Genomic DNA, 17,040 nt, shown 5'->3' with positions numbered 1-17,040 from the left:
CTCAGTCGAAGCTGCCGGCGCCGCCGGACCGGTAGCGGGCCCGCCGTTCGAGCCGTTCCCGCTCGACCCGTTCGCTGCGCACCCGCGCCGTCGTCCCCGGTGGCCACCCGGCCTTGACCGCGCGGTGCTCGGTGGTCTCGGTCATGTAGGCGGTGGCGAGCATCAGCCCGATGACCAGGCCGCCGACCGCGGCCGTGACCCGGATGCCCAGAGGCACGGGCGGGAGCAGCAGGCACAGCAGGATGACCGGCGCCAGCTGGACCAGCGCGCGCAGCAGGTGGCGGACCACCCAGGTGGACCGGGTGGTGTCGGCCAGCACCCAGTCGGACAGGTGCGGCGGCAGCCCGCCGCCGTAGGCGTACCAGAGCCACTGGACTGGGTTCGGGCGTCCCGCGGGCACGGCGACCACGGTAAGCCGATGGGGCGGCGGTCGCCGACGGGTTCCGCACCACCTGTTGTCGCAGGCGATCCGGCGCCCGCGCGGGCGTACGGTGCGCCGGTGGACGAACGTCGGGTCGGGGTGCTGGCCGGCCTCGGGGCCTACCTGCTGTGGGGCGTGTTCCCGCTCTACTTCCCCCTGCTGGAGCCCGCCGGCGGGTTGGAGATCGTGGCCCACCGGGTCGTCTGGTCGCTGCTGTTCGTCGCCCTGCTGCTGAGCGTGCGGCGCGGCTGGATGCAGGTCCGGGCGATCATCGGTGACCGGCGGGCGCTGCTGGTGCTGTCGGCCGCCGCCGCGCTGATCGCGGTGAACTGGCTGGTCTACGTCTACGCGGTCAACGCCGGGCACGTGGTCGAGGCCTCGCTGGGCTACTTCATCAACCCGCTGGTCAGCGTCGTCCTCGGCGTGCTGGTCTTCCGGGAGCGGCTGCGCCGGCTGCAGTGGGTGGCCGTGGGCATCGCCGCCCTGGCCGTCGTCGTGCTCACCGTCGACTACGGCCACCCGCCGTGGATCGCGCTGGCCCTGGCGTCCAGCTTCGGGCTGTACGGCCTGATGAAGAAGGTGGTGCGGGTCGAGGCGGCGCCGGGCCTGTTCGTCGAGACGGCGGTGGTGTTCGTCCCGGCACTGGTCGTCATCGGGTTCATGCAGGCCGACGGGCAGGCCGCCTTCGGCCACGCCGGCGCCGGTCACGCCCTGCTGCTGGTGGGCTCGGGGCTGGCGACCGCCGTCCCGCTGCTCCTCTTCGCCGCGGCCACCCGGCGGGTGCCGCTGTCGACGGTCGGCCTGCTGCAGTACGTCACCCCGCTCATGCAGCTGTCGATCGGCGTCTTCGTCTACGACGAGCCGATGCCACCGGCCCGGTTGGCCGGGTTCGCCATCGTCTGGGTGGCGCTGGCCGTCTTCACCGCGGACAGCCTGCGATCCGCCCGGGCGGCGCGGCGGGCCCCCGCGGAGCCGATGCCCGCCGGCCTCTGACCGGGTGCGCCGGCATCTCCCGGCGCGCACCGCGGGCTGCCCGGAACTGTCGGTGCCCGGCACTACCGTCGACCGCGATCGACCACCGGCGCCGACGGCGCCCCCACTCCCCGGAGGCAGCACCATGAGCACCGAGACCGCGTCCGCCGTCCCCGCGGCCCCTGCCGAGGTCGACGCCGAGGCGGGTGCGGCAGTCGGGGCGGGCCTGGGTGTGGGCGGGGGTGCGGGCGGGGGTGCGGCACCGGTCGGCCTGGCCGAGCGCGACCGTGCGGTGCTGGCCTTCGAGCGGCACTGGTGGCGCTTCGCCGGGGCGAAGGAGGCCGCCATCCGCGAGCGGTTCGGGCTCTCGGCCACCCGGTACTACCAGGTGCTCAACGCGCTGGTCGACCGTCCGGAGGCGCTGGCCGCCGATCCGCTGCTGGTACGCCGGTTGCGCAGGATGCGGGCGGTGCGACAGCGCGCCCGGCACGGCGATGTCCTGGGCACCGACGGCTGAGCCGTCTAGCCTCACTCACTGTGGGGAGGCATGCGGCGCCGGGCGGTGACGGCAACCAGCCAGAGACCAGCGTTGCGCGCAGTCGGCGTCGTGCCGATTCCCGCCGCGAGTCCGGCGGCCAGCCGGAGTCCGGCGCCCAGCCCGAGTCGGGCGGTCGGCCCGCGGCGAACACCGACGGCGCGATGACGATGCCCCGGCAGAGCCGGGCCGAACGACGCCGCGAGGGTCAGCTGCCCTCCATCGGCGACGCCGCCGTCCGCCGTCCGCCGGAGCGCCCCACCCCCGCAGCCCCGGCCGGTACGGGTCGCCGGCGGACCGACGCCGCGCCACCCACGACCGCCACCGCGCGTCCCACGGCCGACGCTGCGCCGCCCACGGCTGTCACCGCACGTCCCGCAGCTGCCGCAGGCGCCACCGGGCCGGCCACCGCCGTCGGTGGTGCGCCGGTGGTCGCCGGCCGCCCCGGCGTCCCGCCGATGCGCCGCGAGACACCCGCCCCCGCCACCGCCCTGGTGCCCGCCATGCCGCCCGCCACCCCGCCCGGCCGGGCGTCGGACCCCGTCCCCGCCGTGGCCACCCAGCGGGTCGACGAGGGCCGCCCCGCCCGTCGGCCCGCGGCCGCTCCGCTGCCCCAGCACGCCACCCAGCGGGTCTCCGGCGCGGCGCCGGCCGAGTCCGCCTGGGGCACGGCGGCACCCGCCCGTCCCGCCGACGAGCCGGCCGCGCCTGCCCGCACCGACCCCGAGCCCGCGTTGTCCAGCATGGCCCGGCTCGCCGAGTCCCGCCGTCGCCGCGAGGCGCTGGAGGAGGCCGCCGCCACCGGCAGCGTGCCCCAGGCCCCCGTCACCGGCGGGGGGCGTGCTGCCCAGCGGGCCGAGCGCCAGGCCGCCGACTCCGCGCGCCGCAAGGCCGAGAAGGCCGCCGGCGCGACCCGGGCCGGTTCGGTCGAGGCGGCCCCCGACGAGACCGGCGGCGCCGGCCGCCGGCTGCCCCGGCGCGCGGCGGTGGGCGTGCTCGCCGTCGTGCTGGTCGCGCTCACCGTGCTCAGCGTCTGGTCGTTCACCACGCCCGGCACCCAGGAGACCTCCGCCCGGTCGCCGGTGACCAGCGCCGCGCCCACCGCCTCGGCCCCGGCCGCCGCGGGGCCGGAGACGGCGGTGGCCGACCAGGTCCTCACCACCCCGCCGACGGTGCCGGTCGAGCCGGTCCGCGCCCCGATCACCGTGCTGAACAGCACCAGCATCAACGGGCTCGCCGGTGACCTCGGCGAGCAGTTCTCCGGCGGGGGCTGGGAGATCGCCGCCACCGGCGCCTACCCGGGCTCCGACATCGCCGCCAGCACCGTCTACTTCACCGCCGGCGACCCGGTGCAGGAGGCGGCGGCGAGCCAGCTCATCGAGGAGTTCCCCGAGCTCACCGGCCCGGCCGCCCGCTTCTTCGAGGTCCCCGGCCAGCCGGCTCCCGGCCTGGTCGTCGTCGCCACCGGTAACTGGCGGCCCTGAGACACCCCGGCGGCCGGAACCTCCCGGGCCGCTCACGCGTTGCCGCCCACGTGCGCTCCGCTCCCGGGCCGGCGCGCCCCGGCCCGCGTCTCGGCGCGCGGCCGGTGGCGACCGCCCTCCCCACCGCCCTCCTCCTCGTCGTCCTGCTGACCCTCGGCGCGGTGGTCACCGTGCTCGCCGCGGGGTCCGGCAGCCCCGCGCGGGCGGCGGAGGACGTGCGGACCGAGGACGCCCGGATCGCCTCCGGCAGCGGCGCCGACGCGGTCGAGCTGGACACCACCTTGTACCTGCCGGCCGCGGCCGGCGCCCCGTTCCCGGCGGTGCTGCTCGCCCACGGGTTCGGCGGCAGCAAGCAGTCGGTGGCCGACGACGCCCGTGACCTCGCCGGGCGGGGGTACGCCGTCCTGACCTGGTCCGCTCGCGGGTTCGGCGCGAGCACCGGGCAGATCGGCCTGGACGACCCGCGGTACGAGGTCGCCGACGTCAGCACCCTGCTCGACCGGCTGGCCGAGCGCGACGACGTGCTGCTCGACGAGGCCGGCGACCCCCGGGTGGGCGTGGCCGGTGCCTCCTACGGCGGGGCGCTGAGCCTGCTGGCGGCCGCCTACGACCAGCGGATCGACGCGATCGCCCCGCAGATCACCTGGAACTCGCTCACCACCGCACTCTTCCCCGATGCCTCGGGCATCATCGAGGACGCCGGCACGCCGGCGGCCACCCCGCGGACCACCGACGCCGGCGTCTTCAAGCGGGTGTGGGCCGGGCTGTTCTTCGGGATGGGGGCGGCACCCAGCGGCGACGGCCCGCCCGCCGGGAACGGTCCGCCCGCGGGCATCGGCCCGCCCGGCGAGCTGGCCGGTGCCGACCAGGACGCCGTCGACCAGGCCGCCGTCGCCCAGGCGCTGACCTGCGGCCGCTTCCGGCCCGAGATCTGCGCCGCCTACCAGGAGGCGGCCAGCAGCGGCACCCTCACGCCCGAGGTCGCCGCCGTCCTGGAGCGGAGCAGCCCGGCGGGCGTGCTCGACCGGATCACCGCACCGACGCTGCTCCTCCAGGGCACCCAGGACTCGCTGTTCGGCCTCGGCGAGGCCGACGCGAACGCCCGCGGGATCGCCGCCAACGGCACCCCCGTGCAGGTGGTCTGGTTCGAGGGCGGCCACGACGCCGGCGCATCGGACCGGGTCACCGCCGACCTGCGCGACCAGGTGGCCGGCTGGTTCGACGCGCACCTGCGCGACGGCACGGTCGACCCCGCCGGCTTCCGGTACCCGGCGCCCACCGGGCTCGGTGGTGGCGTCGGCCGGGTGCAGGGCGGCTCGCGCACCGTCGAGGCCGACGACTACCCCGGCCTCGACGGTGACCCCGTCACCCGGCTCGACGTCGCGCTGGAGGGCAGCACCCAGCCGGTGGTCACCCCCGCCGGCGGCAGCCCGGCAGCGCTCACCACGGTGCCCGGGCTGGGTGGCATCGGCGCCGCGCTGAGCGGCGGCACCCTGGAGATCCCCGGTCAGTTCGCCGTCTTCGCCAGTGCGGAGCTGACCGGTGCGGTCGAGGTGATCGGTGCCCCGCAGGTGCGGCTGGCCGTCTCCTCGCCCACCGGCGAGGCCACGCTGTTCGCCAAGCTCTACGACGTCGGCCCCGACGGCACCACCACGCTGCCCGCCGGGCTGGTGTCGCCGCTCGCGCTGACCGACGTCTCGACCGACCCCTCCGCGCCCACCGAGGTCGAGGTCACCCTGCCGGGGATCGTGCACCGGTTCGAGGCCGGCCACGCCATGCGCGTCGTCGTCTCCTCCACCGACCAGGGGTACGCCCTGCCGGCCGACGCGTCGGTCTACACCGTCGGCCTGGCCGACGGGGCGGGGCTCACCGTCCCCGAGGTCGCCGGCGAGGTGCAGGCCACGGCCGGCACGGCCCGCTGGTGGATGCTGCTGGGCGTGCTCGCCGCCCTCGGCCTGCTGGGCTGGCTCGCCGCGGTGCTGTGGGGCCGGCGGCGCAGCCGCGCGGACACCCCCGCCGCCGACGGCGAGGACGTGCCGCTGCGGTTCACCGGCGTCACCAAGGCCTACAAGGACGGCTTCGTCGCCGTCCGGGACCTCTCCTTCGAGGTGCGCCGCGGTCAGGTGCTCGGGCTGCTCGGCCCGAACGGCGCGGGGAAGACCACGTCGCTGCGGATGCTGATGGGCCTGATCCGCCCGACCGAGGGGCGGATCGAGGTGTTCGGCCACGCTGCGGGTCCGGGTGCACCGGTGCTGTCCCGGCTGGGTTCCTTCGTCGAGGGGACCGGGCTGCAGCCGCACCTGTCCGGCCGGGACAACCTCACCCTCTACTGGGCGGCCACCGGCCGGCCGGCGGCCGACGCGCACATGGAGGAGGCGATCGAGGTGGCCGGGCTGGGTGCGGCCATCGACCGCCCGGTGCGCCGGTACAGCCAGGGCATGCGCCAGCGGGTGGCGATCGCCCAGGCGATGCTCGGGCTGCCCGACCTGCTGGTGCTCGACGAGCCGACCAACGGGCTGGACCCGCCGCAGATCCACGCGATGCGCGCGGTGCTGCGCTCCTACGCCGAGACCGGCCGCACGGTCATCGTCTCCAGCCACCTGCTGGCCGAGATCGAGCAGACCTGCAGCCACGTCGTCGTCATGGCCAAGGGCCGCAAGATCGCCCAGGGCACCGTCGAGGAGATCGTCGGCACCGGTGGGTCGGTGCTGGTCGGGCTCGCCGACGACGGCGACACCGAGCGCGCCGCGCAGGTGCTGGCGGGGCTGCCGGGCACGGGGCCGGTCGAGCGCACCGACGAGGGCCTGGTGGTCGACCTCGGGCCGACCAGCCGCGCGGCCGCGCTGACCGCGCTGGTGCAGGCCGGCGTCGCGGTCGACCAGCTCACCCCGCGCCGCCGGCTGGAGGACGCGTTCCTGTCACTGGTGGGGGAGTCATGAGCAGTGCCGTTGACACGCCGTCGACGGGTGCGGCGCCGGGGTACCGGCCCGGGCGCACGCTGCGGCTGGGCGTGGAGCTGCGCCGCCAGTTCAAGCGCCGCCGCACCCTCGGTGTCGTGGCGCTGATGGCGGCGCTGCCGCTGCTCCTGATCGGCGCGCTGCAGCTGGGCGGCACCGAGGAGGCGGAGGAGAACACCCGGGTCAACCTGGTCGACGTCGCCTCGGCCAGCGGGCTGAACCTGACCCTGTTCGTGCTCTTCGCGACCACCGGGTTCTTCCTGGTGGTGGTGTTCGCGCTCTTCTTCGGTGACACGGTCGCCAGCGAGGCCTCCTGGGGGTCGCTGCGGTACGCGCTGGCGACGCCGATCCCACGCATGCGGCTGCTCCGGCAGAAGTGGCTGGCCGCGCTGGTGATGTCGGTGGGCTCGATGCTGCTGCTGGTCGCGGTGGCCGTGGTCGCCGGCGGGATCGCGTTCGGCTTCGGCGACGTGCAGACCCCGGTCGGCGTGGCGCTGGACCAGGGGACGGCGTACCTGCGCCTGGCCGGGATGCTCGGCTACCTGAGCGTGCACCTGCTCGTCGTCGGCTCGCTGGCCTTCTGGCTGTCGACGGTGACCGACGCCCCGCTGGCCGCGGTCGGCGGCTCGGTGTTCACCACGATCGTCTTCGCCGTGCTGGAGCAGGTCGAGCAGCTCGGCGGGATCCGCGACTGGTTCCCCACCGCGTTCAACTACGCCTGGACGGACCTGCTGCAGACCCCGGTCGACTCCGGCGACCTGTTCCGCGGCGTCGTCCAGGGGCTGGTCTGGTCCGCGCTGTTCACCGCCCTCGCGTTCCGGCACTTCGCCCGCAAGGACGTCACGAGCTAGGAGAAGGACCCCGCTCCCCCCAGGCCTCGCGAGCTCGGCCCGGGCCCCTGCAGCGGGGCCTCAGAGGCTGGCGAGCACGGCCTGGGCCCAGCCCTCGCCCATGGCGGCGTCGGTGACCGAGGCGTTGGGGAGGGCGGCCAGCAGCTCGGCCATCCCCGGGACGGCGGCGCCGTTGGCGGTCACCCACAGCCGGCCGACGGCGGGGGCCATCTCCAGGTCGCTGACGCTGTCGCCGATCGCGACCGCGTCGTCGGCGGTGAGCCCGCGGCGGGCCAGGTCCCAGCTGATCGCCGCGCCCTTGGAGATGCCGCGCGGCATCAGGTGGTAGACGTGCGGCGGCAGGGCGGCCTCGTCCAGCCGCATCCGCGGGGCGGCGGGGACGGCGCCGTTGTCGTTCATGGTCAGCCAGCCCCAGCCGCGCTCGGCCAGCCAGGCGTCCACGGCGGCGGTGTCCACCCGGCCGCGCAGCAGCGCGTCGGCCGAGTGCGTGCTGTGCCAGGGCTCGTGCCACTCGATCCGGCCGGGGTTGGCGGCGATCAGCTCCTCGACCACGCCCAGTTCGGCGAGCACGTCCATCGGCGTCCGGCCGGCGTACTGCGCGGGCAGCTCCCCGGCCAGCAGGTGGGTCTCCCGGCCGCCGGCCCAGCTGACCAGCGAGCCCAGCTCGGCGATCGCGCCGTCGGCGGCGAAGATCCGCGCGGCCTCCAGCAGCTGGGCGGAGGTGCGCCCGGAGACGAGGACCAGCGCGACCCCGGCGCGGTGCAGCTCCAGCAGCGCGGCGGCGGGGGAGTCGGTCAGGTCCCGGCCGGCGGTGTGCCAGAACGACCCCCGCGGACCGACCATCGTGCCGTCCAGGTCGGTGTAGACGATGCGGGTGGCCACCGCTCCATCTTGGTGCCCCCGCCGTGCGCGGCACCGCCCGGGTAGAGTCACCGGCGTTCCACTCATCCAGAGGGGCAGAGGGACACGGCCCGATGAAGCCCCGGCAACCGCTCGCCGCACTCGTGCGGCGAGGAGGTGCCAATTCCGTCCCGCGCGGCTCGACGGCCCGATGCGGGGAAGATGAGGAGGTAGTCGTCGCATGACACTGACCGCTCCCAACAGCACCTCGACCAGCCCGGCTCTCCAGGCCGACTCGTCGGCGGGTGGGCCGATCGCACCCAATCCCGCCAAGGGCCTGGTCTGCCGCAACTGCGGCGCCACCTTCGGGCTGATCGCCGAGCACGCCTGCGCCGAGTGCTTCGGCCCGCTCGAGGTCGACTACGACAAGGACCTGCTCGCCGCGGTCACCCGTGAGCAGATCGAGGCCGGCCCGCAGAACATCTGGCGCTACGCGGCGCTGCTGCCCGTGGGGCAGGACCCGGCGTCCCGCGTCACCCTCGACCCGGGGATGACCCCGCTGGTCCGCGCCGACCGGCTGGCCGCCGAGCTCGGGATCACCGGCGGGCTGTGGGTGAAGGACGACTCGGCCAACCCCACCCACTCGTTCAAGGACCGGGTGGTCAGCCTCGCCGCCACCGCGGCCAAGGGCTTCGGGTACGCCAAGATCGCCTGCGCCTCGACCGGCAACCTGGCGAACTCGGTCGCCGCGCACGCCGCCCGCAACGGGCTGCCCTCCTATGTCTTCGTGCCCAGCGACCTGGAGCCGGGGAAGATCGTCCAGTCGGCGGTCTACGGGCAGGCGCTGATCGCCGTCGACGGCTCCTACGACGACGTCAACCGGCTGACCAGCGAGCTCGCCGAGACCGACGAGTTCGAGGACGCCGCCTTCGTCAACCAGAACGTCCGGCCCTACTACGCCGAGGGCTCGAAGACGATGGGCTACGAGATCGCCGAGCAGCTCGGCTGGCGCATCCCGGCCCAGGTGGTCATCCCGATGGCCTCGGGCTCGCTGCTGACCAAGGTCGACAAGGCCTGGCGGGAGCTGGTCGCCGCCGGCATCGTCGAGGACACCGGCTGGAAGGTCTTCGGGGCCCAGTCCGCCGGCTGCGACCCGATCGCCACCGCCTTCGACAACGGCTGGGACGTCGTCAAGCCGGTCAAGCCCACCGGCATCGCCAAGTCGCTGAACATCGGCAACCCCGCCGACGGCCCGTACGCGCTCGACGCGATCCGGCGCACCGGTGGCTCGGTCGGCCGGGTCGGTGACGACGAGATCGTGCAGGGCATCCGCGACCTGGCCCGCACCACCGGCGTCTTCGCCGAGACCGCGGGCGGGGTGACGACGGCGGTGCTGCGCCAGCTGGTGGAGAAGGGGCTGCTGGACCCGGCGCAGGAGACCGTCGTCCTCAACACCGGTGAGGGTCTGAAGACCCTCGACCCGCTGCTGCCGGTGGTCGGCCCCTCGCACCACGTGCAGCCGTCGCTGAAGTCGCTGCGCGAGGCCGGTCTCATCTCCTGAGACAGGTCGTCATCGAAGCGTTACCACACGGGGTCGGAGTCCGCGCAACGGACCGGTGACCTGCACGCTTCTGTCCTGTACCGTTCCGCGCGGTTCGAGTTCCACGTTCGTGTTCGACGGGCGGAAGAGCGAGACCCGACCCCCCCGGACGCAGGGGGAGTTGACCGCACGCACGAACGTGGGAGCACCCGTGGCAGAAGGCACCGTGAAGTGGTTCAACGCCGAGAAGGGCTTCGGCTTCATCGCCGTCGACGGCGGCCAGGACGTCTTCGTCCACTACTCGGCGATCCAGATGGACGGCTACAAGAGCCTCGACGAGGGCCAGCGGGTCGCCTTCGAGGTCGTCCAGGGCGAGAAGGGCCCGCAGGCCGACGCGGTCCGCAGCGCCTGATCCACCCGGCACACGAGGCCCGGTCCCCCGCGGGGGGCCGGGCCTCGTGGCGTTCCCGGACGGCCGGGAATCACCACGAGGGGGACCCCCGTTCTTGCACTCGCACAGGTCGAGTGCCAGACTCTTCATTGGCACTCGCGCATGTCGAGTGCCAATCAGGTCGGAACGGTGAGGCACCGGCGGGTGGGCCGAAGGAGCGTCCACGTGGCTGGTGTCGTCCGTCGCGGGCGCCGGACCAGACCGTGCAGCGATCCACGCATGGAGGACATCACCACATGGCCAAGATGATCGCGTTCAATGAAGAGGCGCGCCGCGGCCTCGAGCGAGGGATGAACACCCTCGCCGACGCCGTCAAGGTGACCCTCGGCCCTCGGGGCCGGAACGTCGTGCTGGAGAAGAAGTGGGGCGCTCCCACCATCACCAACGACGGTGTGAGCATCGCCAAGGAGATCGAGCTCGAGGACCCGTGGGAGAAGATCGGGGCCGAGCTGGTCAAGGAGGTCGCCAAGAAGACCGACGACGTCGCGGGTGACGGCACCACCACCGCCACCGTGCTCGCTCAGGCCCTCGTCCGCGAGGGGCTGCGCAACGTCGCCGCCGGCGCCAACCCGATGGCCCTGAAGAAGGGCATCGAGAAGGCCGTCGCCTCGGTCTCGGAGTACCTCCTCTCGACCGCCAAGGACGTCGAGACCAAGGAGCAGATCGCGGCCACCGCCTCGATCTCCGCCGCCGACACCGCCATCGGTGAGCTCATCGCCGAGGCGATGGACAAGGTCGGCAAGGAAGGTGTCATCACCGTCGAGGAGAGCAACACCTTCGGCCTGGAGCTCGAGCTCACCGAGGGCATGCGCTTCGACAAGGGTCACCTGTCGGCGTACTTCGTGACCGACACCGACCGCATGGAGACCGTCCTCGACGACCCGTACATCCTGGTCGTCAACGGCAAGATCTCCTCGGTCAAGGACCTGCTCCCGCTGCTGGAGAAGGTCATGCAGTCCGGCAAGCCGCTGGCGATCATCGCCGAGGACGTCGAGGGCGAGGCCCTCGCGACCCTGGTGGTCAACAAGATCCGCGGCACCTTCAAGTCGGTCGCCGTCAAGGCCCCCGGCTTCGGTGACCGGCGCAAGGCCATGCTCGCCGACATCGCCATCCTCACCGGTGGTCAGGTCATCAGCGAGGAGGTCGGCCTCAAGCTCGACAACGCCGACGTCTCCCTGCTGGGCCGCGCCCGTCGCGTCGTCACCACCAAGGACGAGACGACGATCATCGAGGGCTCCGGCGACGCCGAGCAGATCCAGGGTCGGGTCAACCAGATCCGCGCCGAGATCGAGAAGTCGGACTCCGACTACGACCGCGAGAAGCTGCAGGAGCGCCTGGCCAAGCTGGCCGGTGGCGTCGCCGTCATCAAGGCCGGCGCCGCGACCGAGGTCGAGCTCAAGGAGCGCAAGCACCGCATCGAGGACGCGGTGCGCAACGCCAAGGCCGCCGTCGAGGAGGGCATCGTCGCCGGTGGTGGCGTCGCCCTGGCGCAGGCCACCACCGTCGCGTTCGAGAAGCTCGACCTCGAGGGTGACGAGGCCACCGGTGCCAACATCGTGCGCGTCGCGCTCGAGGCCCCGCTGAAGCAGATCGCCATCAACGCCGGCCTCGAGGGCGGCGTCGTGGCGGAGAAGGTCCGCAACTCCGAGACCGGCTGGGGCCTCAACGCCGCCACCGGCGAGTACGTGGACCTGATCGCGGCCGGCATCATCGACCCGGCCAAGGTCACCCGCTCGGCGCTGCAGAACGCCGCCTCCATCGCGGCGCTCTTCCTCACCACCGAGGCCGTCATCGCCGACAAGCCGGAGAAGAACGCCCCGGCCATGGCCGGTGGCGGCGACGGCGGCATGGGCGGCATGGACTTCTGATGAAGGACCACGTCGCCCCCCACGACGCGCTCCGCGCGCCGCGGGTCCCTGCGACGTAGCCGTTCCATCGCGTCACCTGCACCACCAGCACTGCCCGGCAGGGGCGGTCCCGCACTCGCGGGGCCGCCCCTGTCGGCGTTCCCGGCCCGCCCCTCCGGTCGGCCCGACCCGAGCGGGTCCACCCAACCGTGCCGGGGGAGTCGCTCGTGGTCGGGCAGGGTAGGACCCGCCGGTGACGGTGATCATCGGGACGTCGGGGTGGCAGTACCGCGACTGGCGCGGGCGGTTCTACCCGCCGAAGCTCGCGCAGCGGCTCTGGCTGGAGCACCACGCCGAGCACTTCGCCACCGTCGAGAGCAACAACGCCTTCTACCGGCTGCCCGAGCGCCAGACCTTCGAACGCTGGCGCGAGCGGACCCCACCGGACTACCGCTGGGCGGTCAAGGCCAGCCGGTTCCTCACCCACCTCAAGCGGCTGCGTGAGCCGGCTGAGCCGGTGGCGCGGCTGATGGACCGGGTCGCCGGGCTGGGGGACCGGCTGGACGCCGTCCTGCTGCAGCTGCCGCCCACCCTCCAGGCCGACGTCGACCTGCTCAACGAGTGCCTGGGCCAGTTCCCCGCCGGCACCCGGGTCGCCGTCGAACCGCGGCACGAGAGCTGGTGGACCGACGAGGTCCGCGGGCTGCTGGAGCGGTACGGGGCGGCGCTGTGCTGGGCCGACCGGGCCGAGCGGCCGATCACCCCGCTGTGGCGCACCGCCGAGTGGGGCTACCTGCGGCTGCACACCGGAGCCGACGGCTGGGACTACCCGCCCGGGACGCTGCAGTCGTGGGCGGAGCGGCTGAGCGAGACCTACGGGGCCGACGACGTCCTCGTGTACTTCAACAACGACCCCGGCGGTGCGGCGACCCGCGACGCGGTCACCTTCGCCGACGCCGTCCGAGCCGGCGGGGGCACGCACACCCGGGTCCCGACGATGGACCAGGCGAGCGGCGCGGCCTGGCCGCCCGCGCCGCCCCCGCGTCAGGGGGCGGTGGGGTCCTCGGCGAAGACCACCCCGAGCTGACCGGCGGCCTGCTCGAGCACGTCCAGCACCGCCAGGGTGTCGGCCAGCGGCATCACGCTGCTCTCCACGCGACCGGCCCGCACGCACTCGGTCACCTCGGCGAGCTCGTGGCTGTACCCGGCCCCGGTCGCCGGGAGGGTGATCTCCTCGGGCTCGGCGCCGGCACGGTGCAGCACGATCGTCTGCGGGTGGTGGAAGCGGGGGAGCACGTCGATCCAGCCCGTCGTGCCGAAGACCCGGGCCTGCCCGGGCAGCGCGTTGCGCAGTGAGGTGATCAGCGTCGCCGACCGGCCGTCGGCGTACCCGAGCAGCAGCGAGGCCTCGGCGTCCACGCCGGTCTCGAACGTGGATCCGGTGGCGGCGACGGTGTCCGGCGTCCCGAGGACGTGCTGGGCGAAGGAGACCACGTAGACGCCGAGGTCGAGCAGCGCGCCGCCGCCGAGCTCCTTGGCGAACAGCCGGTCGACCGGGTCGAACTCGCGGGCCACCCCGAGGTCGGCCTGCACCGAGCGGACCTCACCGATCGCGCCGTCGGCGATCAGCTCCCGCATCCGGACGACGGCCGGCTGGAACCGCGTCCACATCGCCTCCATCACGAACACGCCCCGCTCCCGGGCCCGGTCGACCACCTCGCGGGCGCCGGCCGTGGTGGCGGTGAACGCCTTCTCCACCAGCAGCGCCTTGCCGGCGGCGATGGCCCCCAGGGCCACGGCGTGGTGGTGCGGGTGCGGGGTGGCGACGTACAGGACGTCGACCCCGGCGTCGGCGATGATCCCGGCGTAGGAGCCGTGCGCGCGCTCCAGCCCGTGCCGGCGGGCGAAGCCCTGTGCCCGCTCCAGCGACCGGGAGGCGACCGCGACCACCCGCGCCCCGTCGACGACGGCGAAGTCCGCCACCACCTTCTCCGCGATGCGGCCCGGCCCGACGACGCCCCAGCGGATCTCAGTCACGGGCAGACGGTAGCGGGGAGCCGAAGCGGAGCAGGTTGCCGTCGGGGTCGACGTGCGCTCCTTCGCGGAGGCCGTAGTCGGTGTCCACCGGCATCGTCGTCCGCCCGACGCCCGCGGCCTGCAGGAGGGCGGCCACCGCGTCGGCGTCCGGGACGTGCAGGAACACCGCGGCGGCCGTGCGCAGCGGGTCGTGCCCGGGGACGACGGTCAGGTGCAGCTCCAGTCCGGCCCACGCGGCGAAGCCGTAGGTGTCGTCATGTCGACTGGTCGAGAAGCCGATCGCTGCGTAGTGCGCCAGCGCCCGGCCCAGGTCGGTCACCGGGAGGATGGGGGAGGCCCGGACCTCGGTGTGTGACGTGCGGGCAGACTGGCACCGTGGCCGTGCTGATCGACACCCCGGTGTGGCCGTGGCGGGGGCGGCGCTGGTCGCACCTGGTCAGCGACGTCGACTACGAGGAGCTGCACGCCTTCGTCGCCGCGCACCTGGAGATCCCCCGGCGTGCGTTCCAGGGCGACCACTACGACGTCCCGGAGGAGCTCTACGCGCGGGCGGTCGCCGCCGGCGCCGAGCCGGTGGCCTGCCGGGAGCTGCTGCAGCGGCTGCTCGCCGCGGGGCTGCGGGTCAGGAAGAACGCGCCCGCAGCAGGCTGAGCTCGGCGGTCAGGTTGGCCCGCGCGCGGGGCTCCCAGTCGGTGGCCACCGCGGGCAGCCGGTAGAGCACGGGCAGCGCCAGCAGGTGCTCGAGCACCGCGATCCGCCCGGCGGTGAAGTCGGCGTCGGAGAGGTGCCCGTACTCCTCGCGCACCGCGGAGGCGTAGGCGGCGTAGGACCCCGGCGGGCTGGCCAGCACGGCGAGGTCGGCGTCGCAGAGCACCGCGCCGTTCGCGTCGTCGTCGGCCGGGTCGTGGCCGGCGGTGATCAGCACCAGGCGCTCGACCTCCGCGACGGTCGCCTCCGGCACCAGCCCGAGCAGTCCGATCCGGGCCCGGGCCGCGCTGACCTCCTCGTTGTCGCTGCGGGTGGGGTCGTAGGCGACGTCGTGGTACCAGGCGGCCAGCCGGACGGCGGCCGGGTCGCTCGCGTGGTCGGCCAGCCGGTCGACGAGGCCGAGGACGGCGGTGAGGTGGGCGAGGTCGTGGTAGCGGCGGTGCGGCTCGCCCCAGGCGCCGACCACGGCGGCCCACTCGGTGCGCGAGGTCGGGGAGTCCCCGGCCAGCGCCGCCCACTCCTCGAACCCGATGCCCGCCACGTCCCGGAGTCTCCCAGCGGCCGGGAGCCCCGTCGACCGCCCGCAACACCAGCGACCCGCGGACGCCACAGGCGCGGACTAGAACGGGCTCGGCACTGCCTGACCACTCGGGAGAGGACCCCCATGACCGCTGCACCCGACATCCCGCTCATCGACGTCGGACGCTGGCGCACCGGCGACCCGGCGGCGCGCGCGGAGCTCGCGGCGCGGCTGGACCGGGCCATGCAGGACTCCGGCTTCTTCCTCGTCTCCGGGCACGGCATCGCGCCGGAGCTGCGCGAGCGGCTGCGCGCCGCGGCGCGCCGGTTCTTCGCGCTGCCGGGTGCGGCCAAGGAGCCCTACCGCTGCGCACCGGGCGGGCGGGGCTGGATCGCCAAGGGCATGGAGGCCAACGCCTTCTACGGCGAGGTGCCCGATGCCGCCAAGGCCGACATCAAGGAGAGCTTCACCTCCGGCCGGGCCCACCGCACCGGCGACCCGCACCTGGACGCGGAGTGGTTCCCGGCCAACGTCTGGCCGGGAGAGGTGCCCGAGCTCGCGGCGCTGTGCGCGGAGTACAGCGCCGCCACCCGGGAGCTCTTCACCGACCTGATGCAGATGTGCGCGGTGGCGCTGGGCCTGGAGCCGACCTGGTTCACCGACCGCTCGGCGGACGCGCCGTTCACCTTCAACATCAACCGCTACCCCTCGCTGGCCGACAGCGGCACCCCGCTCCCGGGCCAGTACCGGGTGGGGCCGCACACCGACTGGGGCATCCTCACCATCCTGGACCGGCAGCCCGGGTACGGCGGCCTGCAGGTGCAGGGTCTGGACGGCGAGTGGTCGAACGCGCCCTTCGTGCCGGACGCGTTCACCGTCAACATCGCCGATCTGCTGGCCCGGTGGACGGGTGACCGCTGGCGCTCGACCCGGCACCGTGTGCTGCCGCCGTCCGCGGACGCGCCGCGGGAGGAGCTGATCTCGCTGATCATGTTCTTCGAGACGGACGTGACCAGCGTGGTCGAGCCGTTCGCGCCGCCGGTCGGCGGCGGCGCCTGGTACGCGCCGGTGACCGCGGGGGACTACCTGCTCGAGCGGGAACGCGCGGCCACCGTCGCCTGATCCGGGGACCCGTGCCCAGTGCGCCGGCGGCACCGGGCGGCGGGCAGGATCGGCACCGTGCCCGACACCGTGCCCGCTGACGACCCCAGCGCCGGCGACCCAGGCGCTGATGAACTGGGCTCGCTCGTGGGGGCGCGCATCCGGGAGCGGCGGCGGGCCCGCGGGCTGACCATGGTGCAGCTCGCCGACCTCGCGGGCCTGTCGCAGCCCTTCCTCAGCCAGGTGGAGCGGGGGCTGGCGCGACCGAGCATGGGCTCGCTGCACCGGATCGCCCGCTCGCTGGGCACCACCACCCCGGCGCTGCTGGCCGGGGCGGGACAGGGCCCGCCCGGGCTGGTCAGCCTGGTCCGGGCCGGGTCCGGGACGACGGTCGACCACGACGGTGGCAGCACGCGCGCCCTGGTCGACGGCACCCCGGCGCTGCTGCCGCTGGAGTTCCGGGTCACCCACCGCGACTTCCCGGACTACTTCGAGCACCCCGCGGCGGAGTTCCTCTACGTGGTCAGCGGCCGGATCGAGGTGGACCTCGCCGACGAGGGGACGCACCAGCTGGGGGTGGCCGACACCCTCTACTACGCCGGGGACGTGCCGCACCGCTTCCGGCTGATGGGCCGCTCGCCGGCGACCGTCCTGGTCGTGCAGGCGGCCACCCCGGAGGCCCACCCCGGCAGGCTGACCCGCCCGCGGCGGGGTGGAACGGACAACTGACGCCCCGGCAACCCGCCGGAAACACCCGACCGCGATATTGCTCTGGT

Annotated in this window: 17 protein-coding genes and 1 riboswitch; of the genes, 12 read left to right on the top strand and 5 right to left on the bottom strand. The window is 74.4% G+C overall.

All coding sequences use genetic code 11. From position 1 onward, the window contains the following. Window position 1: 1 nt before the first annotated feature. Entirely contained in the window at window positions 2-400 is a 399-nt protein-coding gene (locus ACI79U_RS11295) for a DUF5313 family protein (RefSeq protein ID WP_457067606.1), read from the bottom strand. A 99-nt stretch (window positions 401-499) separates the two neighbouring features. Between ACI79U_RS11295 and rarD the strand changes: the two genes are divergently transcribed. The 5 genes from rarD (at window position 500) to ACI79U_RS11270 (ending at window position 7,220) form a co-directional block, all read left to right on the top strand. Further along, complete coding sequence (rarD, locus tag ACI79U_RS11290; protein ID WP_457067608.1) at window positions 500-1,414, top strand: EamA family transporter RarD; 915 nt, start codon at window positions 500-502, stop codon at window positions 1,412-1,414. Between the two features lie 124 nt (window positions 1,415-1,538). Continuing rightward, window positions 1,539-1,910 carry a DUF3263 domain-containing protein gene (locus tag ACI79U_RS11285; protein WP_457067610.1) on the top strand — a complete coding sequence of 124 codons (372 nt, stop codon included), beginning with the start codon at window positions 1,539-1,541 and terminating at the stop codon, window positions 1,908-1,910. A 182-nt stretch (window positions 1,911-2,092) separates the two neighbouring features. Continuing rightward, entirely contained in the window at window positions 2,093-3,412 is a 1,320-nt protein-coding gene (locus ACI79U_RS11280; protein WP_457067613.1) for a LytR C-terminal domain-containing protein, read from the top strand. A 104-nt stretch (window positions 3,413-3,516) separates the two neighbouring features. After that, the gene (locus tag ACI79U_RS11275; protein WP_457067616.1) at window positions 3,517-6,351 is read left to right on the top strand and encodes an alpha/beta fold hydrolase; all 2,835 of its coding nucleotides are present in this window, start codon (window positions 3,517-3,519) and stop codon (window positions 6,349-6,351) included. After that, window positions 6,348-7,220, top strand: coding sequence for an ABC transporter permease (locus tag ACI79U_RS11270; protein WP_457067619.1), 873 nt, complete (start codon window positions 6,348-6,350; stop codon window positions 7,218-7,220). The genes ACI79U_RS11275 and ACI79U_RS11270 overlap by 4 nt, the downstream gene beginning before the upstream one ends. Before the next feature lie 60 nt (window positions 7,221-7,280). Here ACI79U_RS11270 and ACI79U_RS11265 read toward each other — a convergent pair whose 3' ends face one another. Further along, window positions 7,281-8,102: an HAD family hydrolase gene (locus ACI79U_RS11265; protein ID WP_457067622.1), complete on the bottom strand. Its 822-nt coding sequence runs from the start codon at window positions 8,100-8,102 to the stop codon at window positions 7,281-7,283. Between the two features lie 59 nt (window positions 8,103-8,161). Continuing rightward, a riboswitch (SAM riboswitch) is annotated at window positions 8,162-8,289 on the top strand. 12 nt (window positions 8,290-8,301) lie between these two features. Between ACI79U_RS11265 and thrC the strand changes: the two genes are divergently transcribed. From thrC to ACI79U_RS11245, 4 genes are all read left to right on the top strand, one after another. Then, the gene (gene thrC / locus ACI79U_RS11260) at window positions 8,302-9,621 is read left to right on the top strand and encodes a threonine synthase (RefSeq protein ID WP_457067625.1); all 1,320 of its coding nucleotides are present in this window, start codon (window positions 8,302-8,304) and stop codon (window positions 9,619-9,621) included. A 190-nt stretch (window positions 9,622-9,811) separates the two neighbouring features. Beyond that, a complete protein-coding gene (locus ACI79U_RS11255) occupies window positions 9,812-10,012 on the top strand; it encodes a cold-shock protein (protein ID WP_457067628.1) in 201 nt (66 codons plus the stop codon). A 275-nt stretch (window positions 10,013-10,287) separates the two neighbouring features. Continuing rightward, entirely contained in the window at window positions 10,288-11,919 is a 1,632-nt protein-coding gene (gene groL, locus ACI79U_RS11250) for a chaperonin GroEL (protein WP_457067631.1), read from the top strand. Between the two features lie 232 nt (window positions 11,920-12,151). Then, window positions 12,152-12,985 carry a DUF72 domain-containing protein gene (locus ACI79U_RS11245; protein WP_457067633.1) on the top strand — a complete coding sequence of 278 codons (834 nt, stop codon included), beginning with the start codon at window positions 12,152-12,154 and terminating at the stop codon, window positions 12,983-12,985. Here the strand turns inward: ACI79U_RS11245 and ACI79U_RS11240 are convergent. Continuing rightward, entirely contained in the window at window positions 12,943-13,935 is a 993-nt protein-coding gene (locus tag ACI79U_RS11240; RefSeq protein ID WP_457067636.1) for a Gfo/Idh/MocA family protein, read from the bottom strand. The genes ACI79U_RS11245 and ACI79U_RS11240 overlap by 43 nt on opposite strands. Next, window positions 13,928-14,254, bottom strand: coding sequence for a VOC family protein (locus ACI79U_RS11235; protein ID WP_457067639.1), 327 nt, complete (start codon window positions 14,252-14,254; stop codon window positions 13,928-13,930). Before ACI79U_RS11235 ends, ACI79U_RS11240 begins: the two co-directional genes overlap by 8 nt. Before the next feature lie 56 nt (window positions 14,255-14,310). Between ACI79U_RS11235 and ACI79U_RS11230 the strand changes: the two genes are divergently transcribed. After that, window positions 14,311-14,586: a DUF4031 domain-containing protein gene (locus ACI79U_RS11230; protein ID WP_457067642.1), complete on the top strand. Its 276-nt coding sequence runs from the start codon at window positions 14,311-14,313 to the stop codon at window positions 14,584-14,586. Here ACI79U_RS11230 and ACI79U_RS11225 read toward each other — a convergent pair. After that, window positions 14,558-15,184, bottom strand: coding sequence for an HD domain-containing protein (locus ACI79U_RS11225; RefSeq protein WP_457067645.1), 627 nt, complete (start codon window positions 15,182-15,184; stop codon window positions 14,558-14,560). The two genes, ACI79U_RS11230 and ACI79U_RS11225, sit on opposite strands and share 29 nt — an antisense overlap. Window positions 15,185-15,307: 123 nt before the next feature. Here ACI79U_RS11225 and ACI79U_RS11220 point away from each other — a divergent pair, with 123 nt between their 5' ends. Beyond that, a complete protein-coding gene (locus tag ACI79U_RS11220) occupies window positions 15,308-16,285 on the top strand; it encodes an isopenicillin N synthase family dioxygenase (RefSeq protein WP_457067648.1) in 978 nt (325 codons plus the stop codon). Between the two features lie 57 nt (window positions 16,286-16,342). Beyond that, window positions 16,343-16,993, top strand: a complete 651-nt coding sequence (locus ACI79U_RS11215; protein ID WP_457067651.1) for a helix-turn-helix domain-containing protein — start codon at window positions 16,343-16,345, stop codon at window positions 16,991-16,993. Window positions 16,994-17,040 lie beyond the last annotated feature (47 nt).

This window comes from Modestobacter sp. SYSU DS0904, assembly GCF_054051115.1.
The sequence above is the reverse complement of the archived record's forward strand: the minus strand, read 5'-3'. Positions and strand labels throughout refer to the sequence as shown.